The organism is Streptomyces marianii, assembly GCF_005795905.1.
GTDB classification, from domain to species: Bacteria; Actinomycetota; Actinomycetes; order Streptomycetales; family Streptomycetaceae; genus Streptomyces; species Streptomyces marianii.
The window spans coordinates 2179084-2198943 of sequence record NZ_VAWE01000001.1; the positions used below are offsets into that span (position 1 = coordinate 2179084).

Annotated in this window: 12 protein-coding genes; 6 read left to right on the plus strand and 6 right to left on the minus strand. The window is 73.6% G+C overall.

The annotated features are described in order from the left end of the window. The first annotated feature begins 156 nt into the window (after positions 1 to 156). The 6 genes from FEF34_RS09635 (at position 157) to FEF34_RS09660 (ending at position 9642) form a co-directional block, all read left to right on the plus strand. On the plus strand, positions 157 to 3381 hold the full coding sequence (locus tag FEF34_RS09635) for an SCO5717 family growth-regulating ATPase (protein WP_138052789.1): 3225 nt from the start codon (positions 157 to 159) through the stop codon (positions 3379 to 3381). 207 nt (positions 3382 to 3588) lie between these two features. Continuing rightward, on the plus strand, positions 3589 to 5574 hold the full coding sequence (locus FEF34_RS09640) for an ABC transporter substrate-binding protein (RefSeq protein WP_171052888.1): 1986 nt from the start codon (positions 3589 to 3591) through the stop codon (positions 5572 to 5574). Positions 5575 to 5577: 3 nt separating this feature from the next. Further along, positions 5578 to 6711, plus strand: a complete 1134-nt coding sequence (locus FEF34_RS09645; RefSeq protein WP_407698268.1) for an ABC transporter permease — start codon at positions 5578 to 5580, stop codon at positions 6709 to 6711. After that, the gene (locus tag FEF34_RS09650) at positions 6708 to 7595 is read left to right on the plus strand and encodes an ABC transporter permease (protein ID WP_138052790.1); all 888 of its coding nucleotides are present in this window, start codon (positions 6708 to 6710) and stop codon (positions 7593 to 7595) included. Before FEF34_RS09645 ends, FEF34_RS09650 begins: the two co-directional genes overlap by 4 nt. Next, a complete protein-coding gene (locus FEF34_RS09655; protein ID WP_138052791.1) occupies positions 7592 to 8563 on the plus strand; it encodes an ABC transporter ATP-binding protein in 972 nt (323 codons plus the stop codon). Before FEF34_RS09650 ends, FEF34_RS09655 begins: the two co-directional genes overlap by 4 nt. Beyond that, positions 8560 to 9642, plus strand: coding sequence for an oligopeptide/dipeptide ABC transporter ATP-binding protein (locus tag FEF34_RS09660; protein ID WP_138052792.1), 1083 nt, complete (start codon positions 8560 to 8562; stop codon positions 9640 to 9642). The genes FEF34_RS09655 and FEF34_RS09660 overlap by 4 nt, the downstream gene beginning before the upstream one ends. Before the next feature lie 145 nt (positions 9643 to 9787). Here the strand turns inward: FEF34_RS09660 and FEF34_RS09665 are convergent, their stop codons facing one another. The 6 genes from FEF34_RS09665 to infB all read right to left on the minus strand — a co-directional run bounded on the left by FEF34_RS09665 (position 9788) and on the right by infB (position 19759). Further along, complete coding sequence (locus FEF34_RS09665; RefSeq protein ID WP_138052793.1) at positions 9788 to 10738, minus strand: bifunctional riboflavin kinase/FAD synthetase; 951 nt, start codon at positions 10736 to 10738, stop codon at positions 9788 to 9790. A 58-nt stretch (positions 10739 to 10796) separates the two neighbouring features. After that, positions 10797 to 14573, minus strand: coding sequence for a trypsin-like peptidase domain-containing protein (locus FEF34_RS09670; RefSeq protein WP_138052794.1), 3777 nt, complete (start codon positions 14571 to 14573; stop codon positions 10797 to 10799). 217 nt (positions 14574 to 14790) lie between these two features. Beyond that, positions 14791 to 15720 (minus strand): tRNA pseudouridine(55) synthase TruB, encoded by a 930-nt coding sequence (truB, locus tag FEF34_RS09675; RefSeq protein ID WP_138052795.1) that lies wholly within the window; start codon positions 15718 to 15720, stop codon positions 14791 to 14793. Beyond that, the gene (gene rbfA, locus FEF34_RS09680) at positions 15717 to 16169 is read right to left on the minus strand and encodes a 30S ribosome-binding factor RbfA (protein ID WP_138052796.1); all 453 of its coding nucleotides are present in this window, start codon (positions 16167 to 16169) and stop codon (positions 15717 to 15719) included. Before rbfA ends, truB begins: the two co-directional genes overlap by 4 nt. Before the next feature lie 55 nt (positions 16170 to 16224). Next, the gene (locus FEF34_RS09685) at positions 16225 to 16518 is read right to left on the minus strand and encodes a DUF503 domain-containing protein (protein ID WP_138052797.1); all 294 of its coding nucleotides are present in this window, start codon (positions 16516 to 16518) and stop codon (positions 16225 to 16227) included. 157 nt (positions 16519 to 16675) lie between these two features. Continuing rightward, positions 16676 to 19759 carry a translation initiation factor IF-2 gene (infB, locus tag FEF34_RS09690; RefSeq protein WP_138052798.1) on the minus strand — a complete coding sequence of 1028 codons (3084 nt, stop codon included), beginning with the start codon at positions 19757 to 19759 and terminating at the stop codon, positions 16676 to 16678. Between the last annotated feature and the right edge of the window lie 101 nt (positions 19760 to 19860).

Sequence of the window (19860 nt, forward strand, 5' to 3'; positions counted from 1 at the left end):
GCCGTACCGTCGGTGTTGGCGATTAGGGTGGGTCAGGGCGCAGCAAGAACCTGCGGACAGGTGCGCGGCGTCGTACGGGTAGAGCCGGGCGGACCGACACGGTCACGGTCGCCCCCACCCACCACGGCACGAGGGTGCTCGACCACAGGAGGCAAAGTGAACGGCGATCGGGACGAGATCCGCGAGGGCTGGAACACGCCCGTCGACGATCAGTCCGACGCGGAGCCCTCGGAGATGACGGGTGAGTTCACCATCGACTACACCCCGCCTGCCTGGTACACGCAGAACGCGTCGGGGAGCCCGGCGGGCGGTTCCCCCGCGCAGGGGGCGGCTCCCCCGCCGCCGTCCGGGGCTCCGGTCGCCGTGCCGGGTCTACCTCCGGGCAGTGGCTTCGAGCCGAACTGGCCTCCGTCGGCGCCCGCCCCGGCGCACCATCAGCCGCCCGCTCCGTCCGCCGGGCCGGCGCACCACCAGGCACCCGCGCCCCCGCACGAGCCGGCGCCCGGGTCCGGGCCGGCACCGGCCGCGGCTCAGGTCCCGGCTCACGATCCGGTCCAGGATCCGGCTCATGCGGCCGGAGGCGCACCGGGTGGTCCGGCGCCCGCCGATGCCTCCACCGATCCGGGAGACGCGGCGGCGCGGCCGTTCGGCGGTGGCGACGTGGAGAGCGGGGCGACGATGCGCTTCTCCCCCGCCGCGCTGAAGCGTGAGATCGCGGAACGCGACGCTGCGGCCGCCGCGGCGGCGCAGGAGGCCGGCGGGGTTGCCGACGGGGCTCCGTCACCTGCCCCGGAGGCCGACCGCCGGTACGACGACTCCGTCGCGGCCGAAGGCGAGGCGCCCGGCGAACGCGCCGAAGCTGACGGGGCCGAGGACGTCGACGGCAGCACGGCCACCGAGGGCGAGGCGGCCGAGGGCGGAAGCCCCGTCGATCAGCGGAGCGGCGACGGTGACGCGCCCCATGACGGACCCGCGGCTGAGGGCGAGCCCACGGACGCGGCCCAGGGCGAGTTCAAGGCGGCGGAGTCCGCCGATGCCGGGCCCCACGCAGACCGGGCCGACGCCGCGCACGACCGCCGGCCGGCCGACGCGGCTCCCGCCGACGGCACTCCTGCCGACAGCACGCCCGGCGACGCCGCGCCGCATCACGCGGTCCCCGGGCCCGCCACTCCGCACGACGCCGGCCCCGCGGTGACGCCGCGGGACGCCTCCCCGGCACCGGCATCCGCACAGCCGTGGGCTCCCGCTGCCGGCACCGCGCAGGCTGGCGGCGGCCTGCCCCCGCTGCCGCCGGCCTTCCCTCCCGCCGCGCCGACCGCCGCGCCACAGTGGCCCGTACAGCCGCAGTCGTCGGACCAGCCCGCGGCCGCCGCCTCCCGGCACCCGTCGCCCGTTCGGCCCGAGCAGCCGTCGCCCACCGCGGGGGCGCCCGGTCAGCCCGGGTACGGCTTCCCCCAGCCGGGCGCCCAGGACCAGAACCCCGCCGGCCCGCAGACCGGTTACGGCTTCCCCCAGCCGGCGCACCACCAGCCCCGGCAGGGCGCACAGAACCCCGACCCGGCGGCGCCGCAGACCGGTTACGGCTTCCCCCATCCGGCAAGCGGTCCGGGACTGCCCCCGGCGCAGCAGCCCGGAGCTCCGCTGCCGCCCGCCGCTCCGGGCCCCGACGCCCAGCCCCCGCAAGGCGGTTACGGCTTCCCGCAGGGGGGCCGGCAGCCCGGTGTCCCCGCCCAACTGCCGCACCAGGCGCCCCAGGGCGGGCAGCCGCCGCACCTCCCGGTGCCGACCGCTCCCCAGTCGCCGGCGCAGCAGCCACCGGAGCAGCAGGGCCGGGGGCCCGGACAACCGCATCCTCAGGGGCAGATACAGCAGCCCCCGCCGGGCCCGGTCGACCCGCGGGCCGGTGCGGCCTGGCCGCAGCCCGTCGCGCACGACCAGCGCGAGCGTTCCGTTCCGGGTGCTCCGCTGGGATACACCGCGGCGGTGGAGCTCTCGTCCGACCGCCTGCTGCGGAACACCAAGCCCAAGGCCAAGTCGAGCCGCAACCCTTCCTCGGCCCGGTTCAGGATCGGCGGCAAGAAGGAGGAGGCCGAGCGGCAGCGCAAGCTCGACCTGATCCGCACACCGGTGCTGTCCTGCTACCGGATCGCCGTCATCAGCCTCAAGGGCGGCGTCGGCAAGACGACGACCACCACCGCGCTGGGCGCCACCCTGGCCACCGAGCGGCAGGACAAGATCCTGGCGATCGACGCCAACCCGGACGCGGGCACGCTCGGGCGACGGGTGCGGCGCGAGACGGGCGCGACCATCCGCGACCTGGTCCAGGCGATCCCGTACCTCAACTCGTACATGGACATCCGCCGGTTCACCTCGCAGGCGCCCTCCGGCCTGGAGATCATCGCCAACGACGTGGACCCGGCGGTCTCGACCACGTTCAACGACGAGGACTACCGGCGCGCGATCGACGTGCTGGGCAAGCAGTACCCGATCATCCTCACCGACTCCGGGACCGGTCTGCTCTACAGCGCGATGCGCGGCGTGCTGGATCTCGCCGACCAGCTGATCATCATCTCCACCCCGTCCGTGGACGGCGCGAGCAGCGCGAGCACGACGCTCGACTGGCTCTCGGCGCACGGTTACGCGGAGCTGGTACAGCGCTCGATCACCGTCATCTCCGGTGTCCGCGAGACCGGAAAGATGATCAAGGTCGAGGACATCGTGCAGCACTTCGAGACCCGTTGCCGCGGTGTCGTGGTCGTGCCGTTCGACGAGCACCTCTCCGCGGGCGCCGAGGTCGACCTGGACATGATGCGCCCGAAGACGCGTGAGGCGTACTTCAACCTGTCCGCGATGGTCGCGGAGGACTTCGCCCGGGCCCAGCAGGCACAGGGCCTGTGGACCTCCGCCGGCCAGGGGCACCAGCCGCCGCACATGGCGCCGCCGATGCCCAACCAGCCGTACGGGGGCCAGCCGCAGCCGGGCCTCCCGTACGCGCCGGACCCCCAGCAGCCGCAGTACCCGGGGCAGCCTCCACAGCAACCCGGCCAGCCGCCCCAGCCCGGTGGTCCACAGCAACCCGGGCAGCCTCCGCAGGGCGGCCGGCCTCCGTTCGGGGGACAGGCTCCCCAAGGCGGTCAGCCGCCGTACGGCGGACCGATGCCGGGTGTCCAGCAGCCGTGGCAGCAGACGCCGCCCCAGGCGCAGTCCGTGCCGAACCCGGCCGGGCCGCCGCAGGCGCAGCCCGGAGCCGTCCCCACGCAACCTCCCCATCCGGGGCAACCGGTTCAGGACGGTCCCCAGGGACCGGTCCCACCCGGCGGTTACGGCTACGGCTACCCCGGGCAACAGCCGCCGCAGGCACCGCCGGCCTCTCATCAGTAGGGCGTCAGCGGTTCAGACCAATGAGGGCCCGCACCGTGCTCCACGGTGCGGGCCCTTCGGTGTTCGCGCAGCCACAAGGGCTCTGACGCGGCGTCACGGCATCGTTGACTCGTCTGGACCACGCTGATAGACCTTCGCATCACCAGTTGGCGCCCAGCAGATCCACGTACCTCCTCCATGCGAGTTACTACGCGAGGTCAACGTCCCATGATCACAACGGCTCCGCACCGCTCCCCCTGCCCGGTCCTCCCCTTCCGCTCGCGGACGGGCCGTCGCCCGCGTCGCCTGCTGCGGCTGCTGCTCGCCTCCGGAATCATGGCCTCCGCACTCTCCGCCGTACCTCCGCAGCCGGAGGCGCGGGCAGAGGCGCCGATCGGGGCGGCGCGTGCCGTGCACGGCACCGGGCAGCAGACGGGCGGCCGGACGAGCCAGGACGGCACCGGCGCGAATCAGGACGACGGCAAGGGCGACGACAAGGACGGGGCGGACAACGTGCTGACCGTGGCCGTCTCGCAGAGCGTCGACTCCCTCAGCCCGTTCCTCGCGCAGCGACTCGTCTCCACGAGCGTCCACCGGCTGATCTACGAGTACCTGACGAACTACGACCCCGGGGACGCGCGCCCGGTCCCCGGCCTGGCCACCTCCTGGAGCCCGTCCCCGGACAAGCTGACGTGGACGTATACGATCCGCAGGGACTCCGCCTGGTCCGACGGCAGACCCGTCACCGCCGAGGACGCGGCCTGGACCTTCAGCAAGATGATGAAGGACCCGAACGCCGCTACCGCCAACGGCAGTTTCACGGCCAACTTCGCCGAGGTCTCGGCTCCGGACCCCGCCACGCTCGTCATCCGGCTCAAGAAGCCCCAGGCCAACATGACGGCGCTGGACGTCCCGATCGTGCCGAAGCACATCTGGGAGAAGGTCGGCGACTTCTCGACGTTCAACAACGACACGGAATTCCCGATCGTGGGCAACGGACCGTTCGTCCTGACCGACTTCAAGGTCGACCGGTACATCCGACTCAAGCCCAACAAGGACTTCTGGCGCGGCGCACCGAAGTTCGACGAACTCGTCTTCCGGTACTACAAGGACGGTGACGCCGCGGTCGCCGCGCTGCGCAAGGGGGAGGTGTCCTTCGTCCCCAACCTCACCCCGGCGCAGGCCTCTTCCCTGGAGAACGCCGAGAACATCAAGGTCAACGACGCACCGGGGCGTCGCTTCTTCGCACTCGCCGCCAACCCGGGCGCGCGCGCGAAGAACGGCGGCCGGTTCGGCAGCGGTCACCCCGCACTGCTCGATCCGGTCGTGCGCAAGGCGCTGTTCCACGCCGTCGACCGGCGGACCATCGTCGACAAGGTGTTCCAGGGCCATGCCGTGGAGGGCGAGGGGTACATCCCGCCCCGTTTCGCCCCGTACTTCTGGAAGCCGGACGCCTCCCAGCGGATCGCGCACGACCCGGCGAAGGCCGCCGCCCTGCTCGACGCCGCCGGGTACCGGAAGAACGGCAGCGGCAAGCGGACGGACAAGGACGGCCGGCCGCTGGACTTCCGCATCCTGTGCCACGCCACCGACCCCAACGACAAGGCGGTCGGCAAGTACCTCCAGGAGTGGTGGGGGGACCTCGGCATCGGGCTGAAGGTCGACTGCCTCGACAACGTGTCCGATCCATGGCTCAAGGGCGACTACGACCTGGCGTTCGACGGCTGGTCGGTGAATCCCGATCCGGACTTCGTCCTGTCCATCCACACCTGCGCGGCCCTGCCCGCGACTCCGGGGGGCACGGGCGCCACGGACAACTTCATCTGCGACGAGCGTTTCGACCGGCTGTACGCGCAGCAGGCGATGGAGTACGACACGGCCAGGCGCGGGGACCTGGTCCGGCAGATGCAGTCCCGGCTGTACGACACCGGCCTCATGAACGTCATGGTGTACCCGAACGCGCTCGAGGCCTACCGCACCGACCAGATCGAGTCCATCACGACGATGCCCGAGGCCGCGGGCAACCTGTACGGGCAGGACGGCTACTGGAGCTGGTGGTCCGCCGAACCCGCCGCCGCGGGCCGGGCGGCCTCGGGCGGCGGCGGCTCGTCCGCCGCCGTGGCGATCGGCATCGGGATCTCGGTCGTCCTGGTCATAGCGGTCGGCGTCCTCACCAGTCGGCGCCGCCGTGCCACCGCCGACGACCGCGAGTAGCCGATGAGCAGCACCACGAACTCCTCCGGCTCCTCCCCCGACGCCCCGGACGCCCCGGCGGGCGCCGCCCCACCGGGCGCCTCCGGGGTCGAGATGAAGGTCGTGGCGACGTCGCCCGGCTCTCCCGGCGGCCGCGGCGCCCGGACGTCCGGCGCGAAGGCGGCCGCGTATCCGGCATACCTCGCCGGCAAACTCGGTGGCGCGGTCGTGTCGCTGTTCGCCGTCCTCGTGACCAGCTTCTTCCTCTTCCGGATCATCCCCGGCGACCCGGTCAAGGCGATGACGCGCGGCATGCCGACCAGTGCCGAGCAACTGGACACGCTGAGGCGGCAGTTCGGGCTCGATCTGCCCCTGTGGCGGCAGTTCACCGAGTATTGCTCCGGCGCGCTGACCGGCGACCTCGGCATGTCGTACCAGTTCCGTGCGCCGGTCGGGGAGCTCATCGCCCAGAAGCTCCCGGCGACGCTGCTGCTCACCGGTGTGGCGGTGGTGATCTACTCGGCGCTCGGCCTGTGGCTCGGTACACGCTCGGCGTGGCGGCACGGCGGGCTCGGTGACCGGCTGAACACCGGCGTGGCGCTGACGTTGTGGTCGGTGCCGTCGTTCTGGCTCGGGCTGCTGCTGATCATCACCTTCTCGGTGGGGATCGGGCCGGTGCCGGGTATGTTCCCGACCGGCGGGATGGAATCGGGCGGCACGTCCGGTGCCGCTTACGTTCTCGATGTCGCGCACCACATGGTGCTGCCGGTGCTGACGCTGGTGGCCGTCGGTTACGCGCAGACGCTGCTGGTGATGCGCTCCTCACTGCTCGACGAGATGGGCGGCGACTATCTGACGACGGCCCGGGCCAAGGGTTTGCGGGACGACGACGTGCGGCGGCGGCACGCGGTTCCCAACGCCCTGCTGCCGACGGTGACGATGGTGTTCATCAACCTCGGACATGTGGCGGCCGGGTCGATCCTCGTCGAGACGGTCTTCTCCTGGCCCGGGCTCGGCGGGCTGTTCTACCAGGCTCTCAGCGTCCCCGACCTGCCCCTGGTACAGGGGCTGTTCGTGGTCTTCGCGGGGGCGATGATCCTGATGAACCTGCTCGCCGACCTGCTCTATCCGCTGCTCGACCCGAGGGTGGGCCGATGACGAGGTCACTGCACCGGGCGCGCCGACGTGCCTCGGTCGCGCGCTTCTGGCGCCGGTACCGCACCCACCGGGCCGGGGTCGTGGGCCTCGCCGGTCTGGCACTGCTCGCCCTGATCGCCGTCGCCGCGCCGCTGCTGGTCGGCACCGACGTCCAGAGCGTGACCCACGCGCCCGGCAAGGCGCTGGAGTCGCCGAGCGGCGCCTTCCCCCTCGGCACGGACCGGTTCGGGCGCCCGCTGCTCGGGCTGCTCGTCTGGGGGGCCCGGATCTCGCTCACCGTGGGCCTGCTCGCCGCCGTGCTGTCGGTGGCCATCGGTACGCTCGTGGGCATCGTCGCGGGGCACTACGGCGGCTGGTTCTCCACGGTCGTCATGAGGATCACCGACTGGTTCCTCGTGATGCCGACCCTGGTTCTGGCGATCGTGCTGGCCACGGTGCTGTCGCGGAGCGTGTGGACGGTGGTCCTGGCCATCGGGGTCACGACCTGGCCGACGACGGCGCGGTTGGTGCGCGCACAGACGATCGCGGTCGAGTCGCGGCCGTACATCGAGCGCGCGAGAGCCCTGGGCGGCGGCCACCGGCACATCATGGCCCGCCATGTGCTGCCCAATGTGATGCCTCTGGTGCTGGCCCAGACGACGCTCGGCATCTCCACCGCCATCCTCACCGAGGCGACGCTGGCGTTCCTCGGGCTCGGCGACCCGTCGGTGGTGTCGTGGGGCGGCATGCTCCAGGACGCCCGGGAGGCGGGCGCGGTGTCGTCGGGCCACTGGTGGTACCTCGCTCCGCCCGGGATCGCCGTCGCGCTGGTGGCGCTGGCGTTCACCCTGTGCGGGCGGGCCGTCGAATCCGTCCTCAATCCCAGGCTGGGGGTGGCCCGTTGAGCCTGCTGGAGATCAGGGACCTGCGGGTGACGTACGGGTCCGGGACGTCTGCCGTCCCAGCCGTGCGCGGGGTCGACCTGACGCTCGCCGCCGGGCGGAAACTGGGGGTGGCGGGCGAGTCGGGCTGCGGGAAGTCGACGCTGGCCCTGGCGCTGCTGCGGCTGCTGCCGGGATCGGCCCGGCTGTCGGGCGAGATCCTGCTGGACGGCGAGGACGTGCTCACCATGAAGTGGGGCCGACTGCGGGCGGTGCGGTGGGCGGGGGCGTCCGTCGTCTTCCAGGGGGCCATGCACTCGCTGAACGCGGTGCACCGCATCGGGGACCAGATCGCGGAGCCGGTGCTCGTGCACGGCCGGGCGACGCAGGGGGCCGCGCGTCGGCGGGTCGGTGAGCTGCTGGAGCAGGTGGGGCTGCCCGCCTCGCGTGCGGCGGCGTACCCCCACGAGCTGTCCGGCGGGCAACGGCAGCGTGTGATGATCGCGATGGCACTGGCCTGCGACCCCCGGCTGCTGATCGCCGACGAGCCGACGACCGCGCTGGACGTGATGATCCAGGCGCAGGTCCTGCGGCTGATCGAACAGCTCGTGTCCGGGCAGGACATCGGACTGCTGATGATCAGTCACGATCTCGCGGTGCTGGCCGGCACCTGCGACCGCCTCGCCGTGATGTACGCGGGCCGGGTGGTGGAGGAGGGCCCGGCCCGCGCCGTGTACGACGCGGCGGAGCACCCTTACGGCCGGGCGCTGTCGGCGGCGTTCCCGCGGATCGGGGATCCCGCGTCGCGCCGGGCCCCGCGCGGGCTGCCGGGCGATCCGCCGGACCCGTCGGCGCTGCCCGGGGGCTGTACGTTCCATCCGCGCTGCCCCGTGGCTCTGGAGGTGTGCGGCCGGGACGAGCAGTCGCTGCGCAGGGCCGGGCCGGACAGGCTCGCGGCCTGTGTGCGCGTCGGTGTGCGGGAGGAAGCATGAGCGCTGTCGACGAGACCGGCACGGACCGGAGGGAGGCGCCCCCGGGCACCACCGCCGTCCCCCTGCTGTCGGCCTCCGGTGTCCGGGTGTCCTTCCCCGGCCGGCGCGGAGCCGCCGCGGCGCGCGCCGTCGACGGGGTCGATCTGGACATCGGCGCGGGGGAGATCGTCGCGCTGGTCGGCGAGTCCGGCTGCGGCAAGACGTCCCTGGCGCGGACGCTGCTCGGTCTCGTACGGCCGGAGGCGGGGCGGGTGTGCTTCGGGGGCGCGCCGCTCGCCCTCGACTCCCGGGCGCTGAAGGCGTACCGCAAGCGGGTGCAGCTGGTGCTGCAGGATCCGAGCGGATCGCTCAACCCCCGGCACACCGTGTACGAGGCGGTGTCGGAGGGGCTGCGGATCCACGGGTGCGAGGGCGGGGAGCGGGAGGCCGTCGCGGAGGCGCTCGCGCGCGCGGGTCTGCGGCCGCCGGAGCGGTTCTTCCTGCGCTACCCGCACGAGCTGTCCGGGGGGCAGCGCCAGCGCGTGGTGATCGCGGGCGCGCTGGCCCTTCGGCCCGAACTCATCGTGGCCGACGAGCCGGTGGCCTCCCTGGACGCCTCGGTACGCGGCGAGATCCTGGCGCTGCTTCTGCGCCTTCGCGATGAACTGGGCCTCTCCGCACTGGTGGTGACCCATGACCTGGGCCTGGCCTGGAACATCGCGGACCGGGTCGCGGTGATGTATCTGGGACGCATCGTGGAGACGGGAACGGTGGAGGAGGTACTGACACACCCTCAACATCCCTACACGCAGGCGATGTTGTCGGTGCTTCCGGAGACGGCGGTGGCGCCGGTGGTCCTCTCCGGCGAACCGCCGGACCCGTCGCGCGTACCGCCCGGCTGCCGCTTCCACCCCCGCTGCCAGGTCCTCGCCTCGGGAGCGGCCGACGCCGCCGGTGTCGGGGGCCGTTGCCGTACGGAGGATCTGCCGGTCCTCGCCGGGGACTCGACGGCTGCGGTGGCCTGCCACTGGGCGCTCTCGGCCGGCGCGGCGCCCGGAGGTGGCCTCGACGGAGGCAGGGCGGACCCGCCGGAGACGTGAGGCGGCTCGCGGAGAGGGCCGTGCCGGATCGCCGCCCGCCGGGTCGGTACGTACTGACGGGAGCACGGGCGGACGGGGCGAGGTGGCGCCCGGCCCGTTCGCGCCACGAGGCCCGCTCGGCGGCCCGGCCCCGGGCCGCGGTGCCCTACGCGTCGTACTCCGCGGTCAGTTCGCGCGCGCGCTTCACATCGTCGGCGATGGCGTCGAGAAGCGCCTCGATGGACTCGAACTTCGCCATGCCGCGTACGTAGGCGAGGAAGTCGACGGCCACGTGGAGCCCGTACAAGTCGAGGCCGACACGGTCGATCGCGTAGGCCTCCACGGTCCGCTCGGTGCCGTCGAACTGCGGGTTGGTGCCCACGGAGATCGCGGCGGGCATCCGCTCGCCGCCGGCGGTGAGCCAGCCCGCGTAGACGCCGTCGGCGGGGATCGCGGTGTGCGGCAGCGTCTCCACGTTGGCCGTCGGATAGCCGAGCTCACGGCCGCGCTGGGCCCCGCGGACGACGACGCCCTCCACCCGGTGCGAACGGCCCAGGATCTCCGCCGCCCCCTCGACGTCGCCCTCGGCGATCAGCCGCCGGGTCAGCGTGGACGAGAAGGGCTCGCCGCCGCCGGCCTCGCCCCGCACGAACAGGTCGACCACCTCGACCTCGTAGTCGTAGGTGCGACCGAGTTCGGCCAGGAAGTCGACGTTGCCGGCCGCCTTGTGGCCGAAGCGGAAGTTGGGCCCCTCGATGACCGCGCGGGCGCGGAGCTTGTCCACGAGCACCTTCACGATGAAGTCGGCGGGCGACAGCTTCGAGAACTCGGCGGTGAACGGCAGGATCAGCACCGCGTCCACACCGAGTTCCGCCATCAGCTCGGCACGCCGGTGGTGCGGAGCGAGCAGCGGCGGGTGGCTTCCGGGCCGGACGACCTCGCTCGGGTGCGGGTCGAACGTGACCACGACCGACGGCACGCTCAGCTCACGCGCCCGCTCCACGGCCCGCCCGATGATCAGCTGGTGGCCGCGGTGCACGCCGTCGTAGGAACCGATGGTGACGACGCTGCGCCCCCAGTCCTGGGGGATGTCCTCCAAGCCACGCCAGCGCTGCACTGTGACCGCTCCTCGCCCGAACCCGATGTATCGAACCTGTGTACGCAAGGATGACTTCTTACGCAGGTCTAAGACTGCCATGCCCGCGGATCGCCGTCGGCATCGGCACCTGACTGCCCAACGCCTCCAGCGTCCGGCGTGTGCTGGGTCCGATCACCACCGCCCACTCCCGCGGCGCCGCGGCCTGCCACGTCACCACCTCGGCGGCGAATCCGGGCACCTGGCGGGCCAGCTCGACCAGTCGGCGGTCGAAGCGGTTCGCGCCCTCCGGAGTGCGCACGAGGAGGAGACCGACGCGATGGACCAGTTCGCGGACACGGGGACCGGCCGGCCTCCTTCCCGGCGCGCACACGGCTGCCTGGAGCAGTGCGTCCAGGACCTCCGGGTCCCCGCCCGTGTACCGCTCGTGCTCCAGGAGGACGTCCAGCAGCTCGATGCGCAGCGGCTCGCCGGCCGGGCCCCCGGGTGTCCCGAGCACGGCGGCGACCGCGCACCGTACCTGCACGGGCCGGCCGCGCAGCAGGTCCACGACGAGCGGCAGGAGAACGGCTCGCGCCGACGCGCCCTGCCGCAGCCTGAGCCCGACGAAGGCCGCCGCGTCCGGGGCGCCCGCGGGCCGCAGGCCGACGTACTCGCTCACCAGCCCGGCGGCACGGCGGGCCAGCGCGGGCGTGCCGAGTGCCGCGAGCGCCCGCAGCACGTCGCCCGCACCGTCGCCCGGGCGGTGCAGAGCGGCGCGGAACGCGGCGAACACCGGCTCGGGGTGGGTCGTTGCGGCACTGACGAGAACGTCGGCGGGGACTCCGGGATCATGGTGGCGATACGCGTCCAGGGCCCGCGTGAGATAGCGGGGCCGGCTGCGCGGGTCGCGGACGAGGACGGCCAGCGCTGCGCCGTGCAGAGCGGAGTCGGCGGGCCGCGCGAGCAGCGCGAGCGCCGCGTATCTGAGCAGGTCCCGGTCGCCCTCGCCAGTGACGCGGGCCGCCACCAGGGGCGCGTACGTCGCCGCGGCGAGCCGGCGCACCGGGCGGGTGTCGTCGTGGGCCCAGCGGTCGACGGCCCGGCAGACGGCGGACGGCTCGTCCTCGGCGAGCGCGGCGAGCAACTCCCGGGCACGGGGGTGCACGGTGCTGACGAGCGCCTCGCAGAGATCGTCGACGGCCCGTCCCCGGTGGGTGTGGAGGAGCGCCTGGGCCGCCGCGGCGACGGTGGGCCGGATCGCGGCACCGGGCGCGGCGGGCAGCGGCCGGTCGTCGGTGAACCACCGGCAGAGCAGCGGCTGGACGGCCCGCGGCGACCGGGCCAGCCGTTCGGCGACCGCGTCCAGATAGCGGGGCGGCCGGACGGCGCCGGGTTCCTCGTGCCGCCGGCCGCCTGCCGCGGGACCGGTGCCGCTCGGTGAACCGGCCGGGCCCGTACCCCGACCCGACACCTCGCCCGCACCCGCCCCGGCCTCGTCCCGCGGCGAACCGGCCGGGCCGGTCTCGCCGTGGCCCGACGGCGCGCCGTCCACGGCGGCAGCGGTGCCCTGTGCCGCACCGCCCCGGCCGGCCCCGGCCCGCTCCGGGGGCCCGTCAGCCGGGACGAGACGGCGCAGCAGGTCGATGCGTTCGGCCTCGCCGATGTGCAGCGCCTGCCAGAACGAGGGGCCGAACTCGCCGGGTCCGGCCGGCCGGCGCGGACCGCCCCGCCGCAGCGAGCGCCGGGTGATGCGGTCCGCGAGGGTGCGCAGCACGCCGAGGTACCGGCGGGCACGCGGGACGCGCAGCAGCGTCTCCCGGAGCAGCCCGGCGGCCCACCAGCGCACGTCCGCGTCCGGCCCGGACCCCGGGTCCGTCCTGCCGTCGAAGCCGTCGGGCACGTCGAGGCTCTCCGGCACGTCGGATCCCGACGAGCCGTCCAGACCCTCGAGCACGTCGACCAGCGCCGCGAGCCGCGGTGCCAGTGCGGGCTCCCCGGATCGGCGGTCGAGCAGCAGCAGAGCCTGGACGACCGTGCCCTTCCGGTGCCGGGGCAGGGCGGGTGCGCCGCCGTCCGCGGCGGCGTGGTCCGTCGGGTCCGCGCGGCGCAGCAGCGGATGCAGGACCGTGTCCACGTCGAGGTGCGCCGCCTGCAGCCACTCGGCGACCTCCTCGTGGGCGAAGCGGTAGCCGCCGCCGGCGGGCACCAGCAGCCCCGTGGCGAGCACTGCGGACGCCCAGCCCGTACGCCAGGGGAAGAGGTCCCCGAAGGTCTCCCGGTCGAGTCCGCCCTCCCCCTGAGCGAGGCAGTGCCGCGCGGCCTCGTGTACCCGCCCGGCCACCCGGGCCGCCAGCCGGCGCACAGCGGCCGCGTCCGGCTCGGTCCCCGCGGCCCCGGCGATCCGCGTCGCGGCCCGCAGGCACATCAGGTCCGTGTGTGCCGAGAGAACGTCCTCACGCGACGGCTGCCCCGGTACGTCGCCGGGCAGTGCTTCCCGCACCTCCGCGAGGAGCGTCAGGGCCAGCGGATGGCGGGCGTCCGCGGCCGCCGGCGCAGCGGCCGGGAGTCCGAGGCGCGTCCTCGCCCGCACGGCCTCCTGCTCGGTCAGCGGCCCGAGGTGCAGGGCGGGCCGGATCACGCCGGCCGCCTGGTACAACGGGGCGGTCCTTTCCCAGTACTCGGGCCGGCAGGCGAGGACGAGCCGTACGCCGTGCCCGCGCAGCCAGCGGGTCGTCTCCACCGTCCAGTCGGGGAGCCGGGCCGCCAGGGCGGCGGGCATCTCCTCGGGGCCGTCGAGGAGGACGAACAGCGGCCTTCCGGCCTCCCGGGCGACCCGTGCCACGTGCTCCGGTGCGGCCTCGGCGCCGGCCGCGGGAACCGCCCGGGGACCGCTGCGATGGGCCGTGACACCGGCGACGACGCGACCGGAGCGCGCGAGCGCACGGGCGACGGCGTCCGCCACGCCGCGGTCGTCCGCCGAGAGGTCGGCGCCGCGCAGCCGGATCGAGACGGCCGGTTCGGTCCCGTGGGCACGACGGGTGGCGAGCGCGGCGAGTTCGGTGGTCCGCCCGCTGCCGGGGGCGCCGGTCAGGGCGAGGACGAGTGCCGGGGACGCCTCGAACTCGTCGAACTCCCGTACCACGCAGGGGCGTTCGACCGGTTCGGGGCCGGCTTCTCCGGCGCTGACCGGGCGGGCGGGGCCGAGGGACACCGCGGCGAGCCGTCGGGCGCCGGCGAGATTCAGGTCGGCCCCGAACCCGGCGACGGTCCGGGAGTTGTGCCGCAGCAGCGCGGCGAGCGGCCCGCCGGGGTCGCGCGCGGCGGCCGTGCGCAAGGGTACGGCGAGTCCCGCGACGGGGTGCCCCGTGGCGGATGCGGTACCCGCGAGGACGGCCACGACGGACCCGGTCCGGGTGTCCACCACCGGTCCGCCCGCGGCCGTTCCGCCGGGGCCCAGGGCGTCGCTCCCCTCGGTGCCGACGGCCAGTTCGAGTGCACCGTCGAGGGGGTGCGCACGGCCTGCCACGGTGTAGGTCGCCGGGATCTCCCCCAGGACGCGCGCCTCGCGCCAGCCACCGGCCGGGATGCGCACGTACGCCCCGTCCGGGGGCCGGTCCCGGACCGCGACGGGCAGGGGTCTCAGGCCGAGCCCCGCGGTGCGGACGAGTGCCAGATCCGCCTCCGGGAGCAAGGTGACGCCGGCGGCGACCCCGGCGCCGCCGCCGGGCACGCGCAGCACGATCCGGTCAAGTCCTTCGACGGCCTCATGGCTGGTGACGACCGTGCCCCGGTCGTCCACAGCGAAGCCGGTCCCGCACGGCCGGCCCGCCGGATCACAGATGCGCACCAGCGTCGCCAGGTCCCCGCGTCCCATGGTTCCGACGGTAGGCCGTTGTTGATCACCGGGAGAAGGTCACCGGACGAACGCGCCCCCGAGTGCACCCCCGATGCACTCCGAGCGCCTGCCCGTTGGGGTGAATCCCCGCTGCGGGACGGATAGACACCCTCCGAGGGGGATCGTGGAGCGGGCAGTGGCCCTGCCCGCTCCACGATGGAGTTCTCCCGGCGGCCCGGAGGGGCCTCCTCGGCCGTCAGCCGAAGACCGCGAGGCTCTTCGCCTTGCCCCGTTGCCACTCGACCAGCGCCAGGAACCGTTCCTCGGGTCCGAAGACGGCCACCGGGCCCTGCGTCGGGTACTCCGGCATGTCGAGGCGTACGCCGTTGAGCAGCAGCCGGCCTCGTTTGTCGTCGACGTCCCAGCGCGGGAACGCAGCCGCGGCGGCCTCGCCGATCGGCATGACCGTCAGCTCCTCCTGGAGCTGGTCGAGCGTCCTGGCCGCGTCGAGCTTGTACGGCCCGACGCGGGTGCGGCGGAGCGCGGTCAGGTGTCCGCCGACGCCGAGCCCGGCGCCGAGGTCGCGGGCGAGGGCCCTGACGTAGGTGCCGGAGGAGCAGACCACCGAGACGACGAGGTCGGTCACCGGGGTGCCGTCCTCGGCGACGGCATCGCGGACGTCGTGGACGGTGAACTGCGAGACGGTGACCGGACGCGCGGGGATGTCGAACTCCTCGCCGCCGCGCACCCGTGCGTAGGACCGCTTGCCGTCGATCTTGATGGCGCTGACCTTCGACGGCACCTGCATGATGTCGCCGGTCAGTTCGGCGACCCCCGCGTCGACGGCGTCCCGGGCGATACCCGAGGCGTCGGTGGACGAGGTGACCTCGCCCTCCGCGTCGTCGGTGACGGTGTTCTGGCCGAGCCGGATCGTCCCGAGGTACTCCTTCTCGGTCAGTGCCAGATGGCCGAGCAGCTTGGTGGCCCTCTGGACGCCCAGGACCAGCACGCCGGTCGCCATCGGGTCCAGTGTGCCCGCGTGCCCGACCCGGCGGGTGCGCGCGATGCCGCGCATCTTGGCGACGACGTCGTGGGAGGTGAAGCCGGCCGGCTTGTCGACGATGACGAGGCCGTCCCGGGTGACGCTCCCGGTGGCGGCGGGGGCGGTGTCGCTGTGCTGGCTCATTCGGAGGCCGCGTCCTCGTCCCTGTCCTCGTCCTCCGGCTTGCGGTAGGGGTCGGCCTCGCCCGCGTAGGTCTTGCCCGTGGACGCCTGACGGACCTCCGCGTCCTTGGCCCGTGCCTTGTCGAGCAGATCGTCGATGGTCCGGGCGTTGTCCGGGAGGGCGTCCGGGACGAACGTCAGGGTCGGCGTGAAGCGGACGCCGGTCTGCCGGCCCACCTCGGACCGCAGGACGCCCTTGGCGGACTCCAGCGCCGCGGCCGACGCCGCGCGCTCCTCGTCGTCCCCGTACACCGTGTAGAAGACCGTGGCCTCCCGCAGGTCGCCGGTGACCCGGGCGTCCGTGATCGTGACGAAGCCCAGCCGCGGATCCTTGATTCGCCGGTCCAGGGTCTCCGCGACCACGACCTGGATGCGATCGGCCAGCTTGCGGGCCCGCGCGTTGTCGGCCACCGGTCCTTCTCCTCTTTCGTGCGGTGGTCCGGGGTCACCCCCGGACGGTGCAGTCTCAATCATCGTCGCCGTGCAGCCGCCGTCGCACCGACAGCAGCTCCACTTCGGGCCGGGCGGCGACAAGGCGCTCGCACCGGTCCAGTACGTCTGTGAGGTGTCCCGGATCCCCGGACACCGCCGCGAGGCCGATCTCGGCCCTGCGGTGCAGGTTCTGTCCGCCCACCTCGGCCACGGCCACCGCGTACTTGCGCTGGAGCTCGGCCACGATCGGGCGGACGACGGAGCGTTTCTCCTTCAGCGAACGAACGTCGCCGAGGAGCAGGTCGAAGGACAGCGTCCCCACAAACATGTATGTCCGGATGTCCCGCCGGTACGGGTTCGGTCTGCGCCCTGCCCGCTCTTGGCAGGTACATCAAGAACCGTACACGCACGGCCGGGGCCGATCGACGGGATTACCTCCCGCCGACCGGCCCCGAGCACCGGTGTGCGTGTCAGCCCGCGCTGTGTCAGCCGCGGGGCTTCTCGCGCATCTCGTACGTCGCGATGACGTCGTCGACCTTGATGTCGTTGAAGTTTCCGAGGTTGATACCGCCCTCGAAGCCTTCGCGGATCTCGGTGACGTCGTCCTTGAAGCGACGCAGACCCTCGATGTTGAGGTTCTCCGCGACGACCTTGCCGTCGCGGATGAGGCGCGCCTTGGTGTTGCGCCGGACCTCGCCGGAGCGGATGAGAACACCCGCGATGTTGCCCAGCTTGGACGAGCGGAAGACCTCGCGGATCTCCGCCGTGCCGAGCTCGACCTCTTCGTACTCCGGCTTGAGCATGCCCTTGAGGGCCGCCTCGATCTCCTCGATCGCCTGGTAGATGACCGAGTAGTAGCGGACGTCCACACCCTCGCGCTCGGCCATCTGCGTGGCACGCCCGGCGGCGCGCACGTTGAAGCCGATCACGATGGCGTCGGAGCCGGTCGCCAGGTCGATGTCCGACTCGGTGACCGCGCCGACACCGCGGTGCAGCACGCGGATGTCGACCTCTTCGCCGACGTCCAGCTGGAGCAGCGAGGACTCGAGGGCCTCCACCGAACCGGACGCGTCGCCCTTGATGATGAGGTTGAGCTGCTGGACCTCGCCCGCCTTGAGCACCTTGTCGAGGTCCTCGAGGGACACCCGGCGGGTGCGCTTGGCGAAGGCGGCGTTGCGCTCACGGGCGGCGCGCTTCTCGGCGATCTGACGGGCCGTGCGGTCCTCGTCGACGACCAGGAAGTTGTCGCCGGCGCCCGGGACGTTGGTGAGACCCAGGACCAGGACGGGAGTCGACGGAGTCGCCTCCTCCACGTTGTTGCCCTTGTCGTCGAGCATCGCGCGGACACGGCCGTACGCGTCGCCGACGACCATGGTGTCGCCGATGCGCAGGGTGCCTCGCTGGACCAGGACGGTCGAGACGGCACCGCGGCCGCGGTCGAGGTGGGACTCGATCGCGATGCCCTGCGCGTCCTGCTCCGGGTTGGCCCGCAGGTCCAGGGCGGCGTCCGCCGTCAGGACCACGGCCTCCAGCAGGTTCTCGATGTTCAGACCCTGCTTGGCGGAGATGTCGACGAACATGGTGTCGCCGCCGTACTCCTCGGCGACCAGGCCGTACTCGGTCAGCTGACCGCGCACCTTCGTCGGGTCCGCACCCTCGACGTCGATCTTGTTGACCGCGACCACGATCGGCACGTCGGCCGCCTTGGCGTGGTTCAGCGCCTCGATCGTCTGGGGCATCACACCGTCGTTGGCCGCCACCACGAGGATCGCGATGTCGGTCGACTTGGCACCGCGGGCACGCATGGCGGTGAACGCCTCGTGACCCGGGGTGTCGATGAAGGTGATGCGGCGCTCTTCCTCGTTGACCTCGGTCGAGACCTGGTACGCACCGATGTGCTGCGTGATTCCACCGGCCTCGCCCGCGACGACGTTCGTCTTGCGGATCGCGTCCAGCAGCCGGGTCTTACCGTGGTCGACGTGACCCATGACGGTCACCACCGGCGGACGCGCGACCAGGAACTCCTCGCCGCCCTCGTCCTCGCCGAACTCGATGTCGAAGGACTCGAGCAGCTCGCGGTCCTCCTCCTCCGGGCTGACGATCTGGACCGTGTAGTTCATCTCGCCGGCCAGGATCTGCAGCGTCTCGTCGGAGACGGACTGCGTGGCCGTGACCATCTCACCGAGATTCATCATCACGGCGACGAGCGACGCCGGGTTGGCGTTGATCTTCTCCGCGAAGTCGGTGAGGGAGGCACCGCGCGACAGACGGACGGTCTCGCCGTTGCCGCGAGGCAGCATCACACCGCCGACCGACGGGGCCTGCATGGCCTCGTACTCCTGGCGCCTCTGCCGCTTCGACTTGCGGCCACGGCGCGCCGGACCGCCGGGACGGCCGAACGCACCCTGCGTGCCACCGCGGCCGCCGGGGCCACCCGGGCGTCCGCCGAAACCGGGACGGCCACCGCCGCCGCCGAAGCCGCCACCGCCGCCACCGGGACGCGGGCCGCCGAAGCCGCCACCGCCGCCACCGGGACGACCGCCGCCGCCACCGCCGCCACCGGGACGACCGGCGAAGCCGGGACGTCCGGCACCGCCGCCGCCACCGGGACGGCCGCCGGGACCACCGGGGCCACGGCCGCCGGGACCGGGACGCGGGCCGGCAGCGGGACGCTGCGGCATCATGCCCGGGTTGGGACGGTTACCGCCGGGGCCGCCGCCGGGGCCACCGGCTCCGCGAGGAGCCTGCGGACGCGGCATGCCGCCCGGAGTGGGACGGGAACCACCGGGAGCCTGCGGACGGGGACCGCCCTGGCCGCCGCCCTGCGGACGCGGGCCACCGGGGGCACCCTGACCGCCGGGACGCGGCGCGCCGCCGGGACGGGGCGCCTGCGGGCGCGCCATACCGGTCGAGCCACCGGAGGTGAAGGGGTTGTTGCCCGGACGCGGGCCCGCGGGACGGGCACCGGGACGCGGGGCCTGGCGCTCGCCACCGGGGCGCGGGGCACCGGAACGGGCACCGCCGCCCTGGCCCTGACCGGGACGGGCGGCCGGACGCGGGCCGGGAGTGGCACCGGGCCGGGGACCGGCAGCCGGGGCGGCCGGGGGCGCGGTGAACTCCGGCGCGGCCGGAGCGGCCGGAGCCGGCTTCGGGGCCGCCGCGGGCTTGGGACCCGGGGTCGGCCGCGGACCGGGGGTCGGGGCCGCGGGAGCACTCTTGGGAGCCTCGGCTGCGGCCGGCTTGGGGGCCGGTGCGCCGGGCTTGGGGGCTGCGGGACGCGCCGCCTGCGCCGGGGAGGGCGCGGCGGGCGTGGGGGCGCCACCCGCGCGGCTTGCCGCTGCGGGGGAGGGCGCGGACTTGCGCGGCGCCGCGGGCTTGCCGGCAGAGCGCTTCGCGGGGGCAGCCCCGGAACCCTGCTGGAAAGCATCAGTCAGTTTGCGTACAACCGGCGCCTCGATCGTCGAGGACGCCGAACGGACGAATTCACCGAGTTCTTGGAGCTTGGCCATGACGACCTTGCTCTCCACGCCGAACTCCTTGGCGAGTTCGTATACCCGGACCTTAGCCACTTCGCTCCTTTTAGGTCCGGGTTACCGCCGGACCGTCGCTACTTCATGGGCGTACTCATCGCGTACTCATCGAGTGCTCATCGCAATCTCGACCTACTTCC

Coding starts and splice junctions, on each gene's coding strand:
- FEF34_RS09640 (WP_171052888.1), top strand. CDS start 3,589: ATGATCACAACGGCTCCGCACCGCTCCCCCTGCCCGGTCCTCCCCTTC.
- FEF34_RS09645 (WP_407698268.1), top strand. CDS start 5,578: ATGAGCAGCACCACGAACTCCTCCGGCTCCTCCCCCGACGCCCCGGAC.
- FEF34_RS09650 (WP_138052790.1), top strand. CDS start 6,708: ATGACGAGGTCACTGCACCGGGCGCGCCGACGTGCCTCGGTCGCGCGC.
- FEF34_RS09660 (WP_138052792.1), top strand. CDS start 8,560: ATGAGCGCTGTCGACGAGACCGGCACGGACCGGAGGGAGGCGCCCCCG.
- FEF34_RS09670 (WP_138052794.1), bottom strand. CDS start 14,573: ATGGGACGCGGGGACCTGGCGACGCTGGTGCGCATCTGTGATCCGGCG.
- truB (WP_138052795.1), bottom strand. CDS start 15,720: ATGAGCCAGCACAGCGACACCGCCCCCGCCGCCACCGGGAGCGTCACC.
- FEF34_RS09685 (WP_138052797.1), bottom strand. CDS start 16,518: ATGTTTGTGGGGACGCTGTCCTTCGACCTGCTCCTCGGCGACGTTCGT.